Below are 7,364 nucleotides of genomic sequence, written 5' to 3'. Positions count from 1 at the left end.
CCGCCACCATTGCCGCCCCCTCGCCAAGCACGAAGGACAGCGAATCACACTCGCCGTGACCGTGGGAACACTCATGAGTCACTGCAGGACGCCGGGCGTATCAGTCCCTTCGAAGCCGCGATAGAAATACAGGAAGGGCGTCTCTGCTGTGGCACTGCCAGGTGGCGCTGTCAGCGGCCGGTTCGGCAGGTAATTGTAGAGGCCCGTCGCGGCGCCCAGCAGCGCCGGGAAGGCAAAGGCAGCCGCTGGAGCGGCAACGGGCACGAACTCTCCCTCGCCGGGCTGCAAGCCCTGCACGACGATGCCGCCATCCGGCATCGCCATGGTGCAAAGCTGGCCGCCATCGGAAAGGGTCTCGCAGCGACCGATCAGGCGGCCCGAGAGGTTGCGAACGGTGGTTCGGCGCTCGACGCCGCGACCCTGCTCGTTCTCGACCGAGACGGCGCCGCGGGCTGCATCGCCACCTGGATCGCCCGGGCCACCTTGTCTGCCCGAGTGGCGGAAATGACCGCTGACTTCCTCGGTCTCGCCGTCCCGTGTGCGCGTGTAGGGGTTGACCCACACGAGACCGCCCGAGTTAGCCGAGCCCTCGTGAAGCTGCCGAAAGGCACCTTCGACCCATGTCGTGTACTCTCCACGCTCCGGATGGCCTGATTGCCAGTATCGCGGATCGCGCATCGCTTGGCGCAGATCGGAGGCGCTCACGGGGATCGGGTCGGGCATGGCCACATCCTGTGATGTGACCATAATCCTAGACCCTCACCTGCGTCAAGAACAAACCACGAATGTGCTGCTTTGCCTCTGCGGCTGGCACTGGTCACCCGGCCAGCGACCGTTGATTTCCGGTTCATCCCGCTCCGCCAGTTTCGCTCCGGTTCGCATCGATACGCTGTTTTTCGCTCTGACTCGCGCATCCCCGCTGGCGCGGTAGTCGGCGCCACGACGTGACGGCTGCCGCGCCGGCGGTCACTGCCGCGACGCTATTGGCGTTGCGCAGGAAAATCCAGGCGCCCCATGGGACGTACGCGAACCCGGGAGCTCGAAGCGGCGGTTCAGCCGGCCGGATAGGTGATCGCCACCACCTCGATCTCCTCCGCCCCGGCCGGGGTGCGCAGCCGGCGGGTGTCGCCGATGCGCGCGCCGAGCAGCGCCCGGGCCACGGGCGCGACCCAGGAGATGCGGCCGGCGGCGCTGTCCGCCTCGTCCACGCCGACGATGGTGATGGTCACCTCGGCGTCGTCGGAGGCCCGGGCATAGGTGACGGTGGCGCCGAAGAACACCTGGTCGCGCCGTGCCTGCGCCGCCGGGTCCACCACCTGCACCCGCTCCAGACGCTTGCGGAGGAAGCGCACGCGGCTGTCGATCTGCCGCAGGCGGCGCTTGCCATACTGGTAGTCCGCATTCTCGGAGCGGTCGCCGAGGCCGGCGGCCCAGCTCACCACTTCCACCACCTTCGGGCGTTCCTCGTCCCAAAGCCGGCGCAGCTCGGCTCGCAGGGCCTCGTGGCCCGCCGGTGTCATGTAGAAGGGGGTGCCGGGGGGCAGGCCGGGCGGACCCTCCTCCCCCTCCTCATCCTCCGCCTCAGCCAATCAGCGCGTCCCGCGCTTCCTGCCAGGAAGCCTTGTCCGGCGCGCAGATCAGCCCGCCGCTGACATGCCGGCCAGCCAGGTAGTCGCTGCCGTCGAAACGCGCGGCGTGACCGCCGGCTTCCTGGTGCAGCAGCACACCCGGCGCGTGGTCCCAGGGCATCAGCTTGTTGTAGACCAGCAGGTGCGCATGCCCGCTGGCCACCAGCCGGTATTCATGCGCGGCGCAGCGGTAGTTCAGCGTCGCGGCCAGGCGCGGCAGGCGGCTGGCCACGGTGGATTTCAGCGGCTCCGGCATCCAGCCCCAGGATACGGCGCCGACCATGCGGGAAACCGGCACCGGCGCGGCCACGCGCAGATCGGCCAGCCGCCGGCCTTCCGCATCCTCGAACCAGGCCCCCTCCCCGCGCAGCGCCACCGCGGTGTCGTCGCCCAGCGGGTCGTGGATCCAGCCCGCCACCACCTCCCCCTTCACGAAGGCGGCGGCCATGCAGCCGAACAGCGGCATGCCGGCGGCGAAATTCGCGGTGCCGTCCACCGGGTCCACGACGAAGGCGAGGTCGGCATCGGCCAGCTTCGACAGCAGCGAGGCGTTGGCCGCCGTCGCCTCCTCCCCCACCACCACGCAGCCGGGGAAGCGGGCGCGCAGCGCCGCCTCGATCATCCGTTCCGCCGCCTCATCCGCCTCCGTCACCAGATCCAGCGGGCTGGATTTGGTGCGGACATCGCCGGCGGTCAGGCGCCGGAAGCGCGGCAGGATTTCCGCCTGTGTCGCGTCGCGCAGCAGCGCCGCCACGTCGCGGGCCGCCCTGGTATCGAACCGCATCAATCCTCCCGCTGCTCGAATCGGGCGCGATCGGCGGGGGACAGCCGGACCGAGACGCGGATCGCGTCCTCCGCATCCTCCCGCGCCAGCACCTCGCCATGTTCATAGAGCCAGGCGAGGCGGGCGCCATCCGCCAGGCCGATGCGGTAATCCGCCGTCTGCATCCCCGCCGTCAGCCGCGCATCCAGCGCCGCGCGCAGCGAATCCAGCCCGTCGCCGGTCAGGGCGGAGACGGCGATGGCGCCCGGGATGTCCGGCAGCACGTTGCCGCCCCGCCGTGCCAAGGCACCGACGCCTCCCATGAGATCCGCCTTGTTCAGCACCTCGATCACGCGGCCCGGCCAGGCCTCGTCCATCGTGGCATCGTCGCCTGCGGCCATTTCCGCCATCACGGCCAGCACATCGGCGCGCTGCGCGGCGCTGTCCGGGTGCGCGGCGTCGCGGACATGCAGGATGATGTCGGCCGCCGCCACCTCCTCCAGCGTCGCGCGGAAGGCTTCCACCAGCTGCGTCGGCAGGTCGGAGATGAAGCCCACCGTGTCGGAGAGGATGACGGTGCGCCCGGAGGGCAGCCGGATCGCCCGCATGGTGGGATCGAGCGTGGCGAAAAGCTGGTCCTGGGCGAAGACGCCGGCGCCGGTCAGGGCATTGAACAGCGTGGATTTGCCGGCATTGGTGTAGCCCACCAGCGCCACCACCGGATAGGGCACGCGCTGGCGCGCCGAACGGTGCAGGCCGCGGGTGCGGCGCACCTGCTCCAGCTCCTTCTTCAGGCGGATGATGCGGTCGTCGATCAGCCGACGGTCGATCTCGATCTGCGATTCGCCGGGGCCGCCGAGGAAGCCGAAGCCGCCGCGCTGGCGCTCAAGGTGCGTCCAGGACCGCACCAGCCGGGTGCGCTGGTAGGACAGGTGCGCCAATTCCACCTGCAGCGCGCCTTCGCGGGTGCGCGCGCGTTCGCCGAAGATCTCCAGGATCAGGCCCGTGCGGTCGATGACCTTGGCGCCCCAGGCGCGTTCCAGGTTGCGCTGCTGCACCGGGCTCAGCGCCGCATCCACCACCACCACGGTCACGCCATGGCGGGCGCACTCCTCCCGCACCAGGTCGACCTGGCCTTCGCCGAGCAGGGTGGAAGGCCGCGTCGCGCGCAGCGGGAAGATGGCGGAATGGACGATGGTCAGGCCGATGGAGGCGGTAAGGCCCACCGCCTCGGCCAGCCTGGCCTCCGCCGCGCGGTTGGCCCCGGCCTCGCCCTGCATGGGCGAGGGGCGGTTCATCCGGTCATGCGGCAGGATCACGGCGGCCCTGGTGGGGCCGCCCTGCGTGTCCCTCGGCGTATCCCTGGGGGTATCCCGGGAAGTCCGGCCGGCGCGGGCCGGCTCGGGCCTAGTCTCGTGATCCGACAGGTGTCACCTCTCGCCCCAGGGTCAGCCGGCCCTCGCGCGCGGGGGCCGCAGCCTCACCGACCTGCGCCGGCGGCATCGCGCCGGCGCCCTGCGCGGTGGCGTCGAACAGCATGATCGGCGCGCCGGGCATCACGGTGCTGATGGCATGCTTGTAGACCAGCTGCGTGTGGCCATCGCGGCGCAGCAACACGGAGAAGTTGTCGAACCAGGTGATGATGCCCTGCAGCTTCACGCCGTTGACCAGGAAGATCGTCACGGGGGTCTTGGATTTGCGGACGTGGTTGAGGAACACGTCCTGCACGTTCTGGGATTTTTCGGCGGCCATCGGGCGGGGATCCTTCTTCTTCTTGGCCGGTTATCGGCCCTGATGCAGTCGGCGCGCCGCGCGACAGGTGGCATTGGACCACCATCAGCCGCAGGGCGACGTCATCCGGACCAGAGGCCCGGACCCCCTCAACATCCCCCGCCTACCCCCGCCCTGGCAAGGTCCTGCAACCCCGCCGCGAGCGCATGGCCGTCATCGAATACCAGATCGGGCCGCGCCGCTTCCACGCCGCCATCATGCGCCGCGCGCCCCAGCAGCACGGCCGTGCAGCCGGCCGCCCGCGCCGCATCCATGTCCAGCACCGTGTCGCCGACATACCAGACCGCCGGCCCGGCCTGGATGCCGCAGGCCGCCAGCGCCATCAGCAGCGGCGCGGCGCTGGGCTTGTCGGCGCTGGCATCCCCGGCGCCGACCAGCGTGGCGAAGTGCCCGGCCCAGCCCAGATGCGCCGCCTCCGCCCGCAGCAGCGGGCCCTGCTTGTTGGAGACCACCCCCTGCGGCCCGAGCGGAGCGGCCGCGCGGATGGCCGACAAGGCACCCGGCATGGGGCTCAACACGTCGAGGTGACAGGACCGGACGGCGCCGTAGAAGAGGTCCCGCGCCCTTTCCCATTCCGCGCCGAACATGCCGGGGAAGGTGTCGCGCAGCGATCCGCGGACATTCGCCAGCACGGTTTCCCGATTCCACAAGGGCATGCCGAATTCGGCGAAGGTGGCGTTCAAGCCGTGCTGGATGGCAGCCCAGCCATCCACCAGGGTGTTGTCCCAGTCCCAGAGAATGCAGTCGGGCCTTTGCATGGATCTAGGCCGCGTTCTTCACATCGCCCTTCACATGGCGGGCGAAGATGTCGAACAGCCGCCGCACCACCGGCCCCACCTGGCCATCGCCAACGGGTTGCCCGTCGATCTTCGTGATCGGCTTCACGAAGGAGGTGGCGGAGGTGATGAAGGCTTCCCGCGCCCGCCGCATCTCCTCCAGCGAGAATGCCCGCTCGTCATAGTCCATGCCCAGCGTCCGCAACTCCGCCATCAGCGCGGCGCGGGTGCAGCCGGGCAGGATGACGTGGTCGAGGAAGCGGGTGCGAATCGCCCCATTCTCATCGACGATCCAGAAGGTGGTCGCCGCCCCTTCCGTCACCATGCCCGTCGCCTCGTCGAACAGGATCGCCTCGATCGCGCCGGCCTCCCGCGCCTTCTGCCGCGCCAGGCAGTTCGGCAGCAGGTTCACCGACTTGATGTCCCGCCGCGCCCAGCGCAGGTCCGGCAGGGTGATGCAGGCGGCCTGCCACTTGTCCACATTGGTGGGATAGGGCGGCACCCGGCGGATGGTGACGACCAGCGCCGGGGGCACAGGCTTGCTCGGGAAGGCATGGTCGCGGCGTGACACGCCGCGCGTCACCTGCATGTACAGCAGGCCCTCCGTCACGCGGTTCCGCCGCGCCACCTCCCGCAGCACCATGGACAGCGCGGCGCGGGACATCGGCATGGGCAGGGCGATTTCCCGCAGCGAGCGTTCGAGCCGCGCCAGGTGCAGGTCCTCGTCCACATAGCGGCCGTCATGCAGGTGCACGACCTCGTAGATGCCGTCGCCGAACTGGTAGCCGCGATCCTCGATGTTCACCGAGGCTTCGGATTGCGGCAGGTAGCGACCATTCACATAGGCGATCTTGGACATCTTTGCCTTCCTCAAACGCCGGCGCGGCCTCCGGCCGCTTGGCTTTCGCGGCACAAGCCGCGGCGCCCGTTCGGGCGCTCAGCCTGGGCAAAGTGCCCAGGCTGCAGGTTGCGCGAAGTTTGCAGTATGGGGCTAACCCCCCGCGGCCGCAGCCGGCGCGCGGTCCTCGGCGTGGACGCCGAGGAACTTCAGCTTACGATGCAACGCGCTGCGTTCCATCCCCACGAAGGCCGCGGTGCGGCTGATATTGCCGCCGAAGCGCAGAAGCTGCGCCTCCAGGTACTGGCGCTCGAACAGTTCGCGCGCCTCGCGCAGCGGCAGGGTCATGATCTCGGAACTGCGGTCCAGCTTCAGCAGCGCGGGGGCGGAGGCGCCGACCTGCGGCGGCAGCATGTCCGGCCGGATCGGCTCCCGCGCGTCGCCCGGCGCCATGATCAGAAGCCAGTCGATCAGGTTGCGCAATTCCCGCACATTGCCCGGCCATTCATAAGCCTGCATCGCCGCCAGCGCGTCCTCCGACAGGTCGCGCGGCGGCATGCCGGAGGTCTCGCCGGACCGCGCCATGAAGTGCCGCGCCAGCGCCGGGATATCCTCCCGCCGCTCCCGCAGCGGCGGGATCTTCAGCGGCACCACGGCCAGGCGGTAGTACAGATCCTCCCGGAACCGCCCGCCGGCGATCTCCGCCTGCAGGTCCCGGTTGGTGGTGGCGATGACGCGCACATCCACCGTGACGCGCTGCGCCCCGCCGATGCGGACAAAACCCTGTTCCTGCAGGGCGCGGACGATCTTGCCCTGGGTTTCCAGCGGCATGTCCGCCACCTCGTCCAGCAGCAGCGTGCCGCCATGGGCGCGTTCCAGCACCCCTGCCCGGCGCGGCTGGGCGGAGGGATCGGCGCCGGCCTCCACGCCGAACAGCTCCTCCTCGAAGCGCGCCGGCGCCAGCGTGGCGCAGTTCAGCGCGACGAAGGGTCCGTCCGAGCGGCGCGAGCGCGCGTGCAGCATCCGCGCCGTCACCTCCTTGCCCGACCCGGCCGGCCCGCTGATCAGCACGCGGGACCCGGTGGGCGCGACGCGGTCGATCGCCTGGCGCAGCTGCGTCACCGGGGCCGAGACGCCCACCAGCTCCGCCTCCGCCCCCGCCCGCAGCCGCAGCTCGCTGTTCTCCCGCTGCAGGCGGGAGGCTTCCAGCGCACGGGCGATCACCAGCAGCAGGCGGTCCGACTTGAACGGCTTCTCGATGAAGTCGTAGGCGCCATTCTGGATCGCCTGCACCGCGGTCTCGATGGTGCCGTGGCCGGAAATCATCACGCAGGGAACCCGCGGCTCCTCCCCATGCAGGGCCGCCAGGATGCCAAGGCCATCCAGCCGCGAATTCTGCAGCCAGATGTCGAGGATGACCAGGGAAGGCCGCCGCGCCCGGAAGGCGGCGATCGCCTGGTCCGAATTGGCCGCCTGCCGTGTCTCGTAGCCCTCATCCGAGAGGATGCCCTCGATCAGGGCGCGGATGTCGGGCTCGTCGTCGACGATCAGGATTTCATGCGCCATGG

Annotated in this window: 8 protein-coding genes; all 8 read right to left on the bottom strand. The window is 70.1% G+C overall.

What is annotated here, in order from left to right:
- Positions 1-78: 78 nt before the first annotated feature.
- The 8 genes from HEQ75_RS05325 to ntrX all read right to left on the bottom strand — a co-directional run bounded on the left by HEQ75_RS05325 (position 79) and on the right by ntrX (position 7,362).
- Positions 79-723, bottom strand: coding sequence for a hypothetical protein (locus tag HEQ75_RS05325; RefSeq protein WP_168027883.1), 645 nt, complete (start codon positions 721-723; stop codon positions 79-81).
- Between the two features lie 329 nt (positions 724-1,052).
- Positions 1,053-1,520 (bottom strand): transcription elongation factor GreB, encoded by a 468-nt coding sequence (gene greB, locus HEQ75_RS05320; protein WP_209318360.1) that lies wholly within the window; start codon positions 1,518-1,520, stop codon positions 1,053-1,055.
- 61 nt (positions 1,521-1,581) lie between these two features.
- Positions 1,582-2,412, bottom strand: a complete 831-nt coding sequence (locus HEQ75_RS05315) for an inositol monophosphatase family protein (RefSeq protein WP_168027881.1) — start codon at positions 2,410-2,412, stop codon at positions 1,582-1,584.
- The gene (hflX, locus tag HEQ75_RS05310; RefSeq protein WP_168027904.1) at positions 2,412-3,689 is read right to left on the bottom strand and encodes a GTPase HflX; all 1,278 of its coding nucleotides are present in this window, start codon (positions 3,687-3,689) and stop codon (positions 2,412-2,414) included. The genes HEQ75_RS05315 and hflX overlap by 1 nt, the downstream gene beginning before the upstream one ends.
- A gap of 109 nt (positions 3,690-3,798) precedes the next feature.
- Positions 3,799-4,143: an RNA chaperone Hfq gene (gene hfq / locus HEQ75_RS05305; RefSeq protein WP_168027880.1), complete on the bottom strand. Its 345-nt coding sequence runs from the start codon at positions 4,141-4,143 to the stop codon at positions 3,799-3,801.
- Between the two features lie 128 nt (positions 4,144-4,271).
- A complete protein-coding gene (locus HEQ75_RS05300) occupies positions 4,272-4,940 on the bottom strand; it encodes an HAD family hydrolase (protein ID WP_168027879.1) in 669 nt (222 codons plus the stop codon).
- A gap of 4 nt (positions 4,941-4,944) precedes the next feature.
- Complete coding sequence (locus tag HEQ75_RS05295) at positions 4,945-5,817, bottom strand: D-amino-acid transaminase (RefSeq protein ID WP_168027878.1); 873 nt, start codon at positions 5,815-5,817, stop codon at positions 4,945-4,947.
- Positions 5,818-5,949: 132 nt separating this feature from the next.
- Positions 5,950-7,362, bottom strand: coding sequence for a nitrogen assimilation response regulator NtrX (gene ntrX / locus HEQ75_RS05290; RefSeq protein WP_168027877.1), 1,413 nt, complete (start codon positions 7,360-7,362; stop codon positions 5,950-5,952).
- Between the last annotated feature and the right edge of the window lie 2 nt (positions 7,363-7,364).

It is taken from the genome of Falsiroseomonas selenitidurans (genome assembly GCF_012103215.1).
Classification (GTDB): domain Bacteria; phylum Pseudomonadota; class Alphaproteobacteria; order Acetobacterales; family Acetobacteraceae; genus Falsiroseomonas; species Falsiroseomonas selenitidurans.
This window is presented reverse-complemented; position numbering and strand designations above follow the sequence as displayed.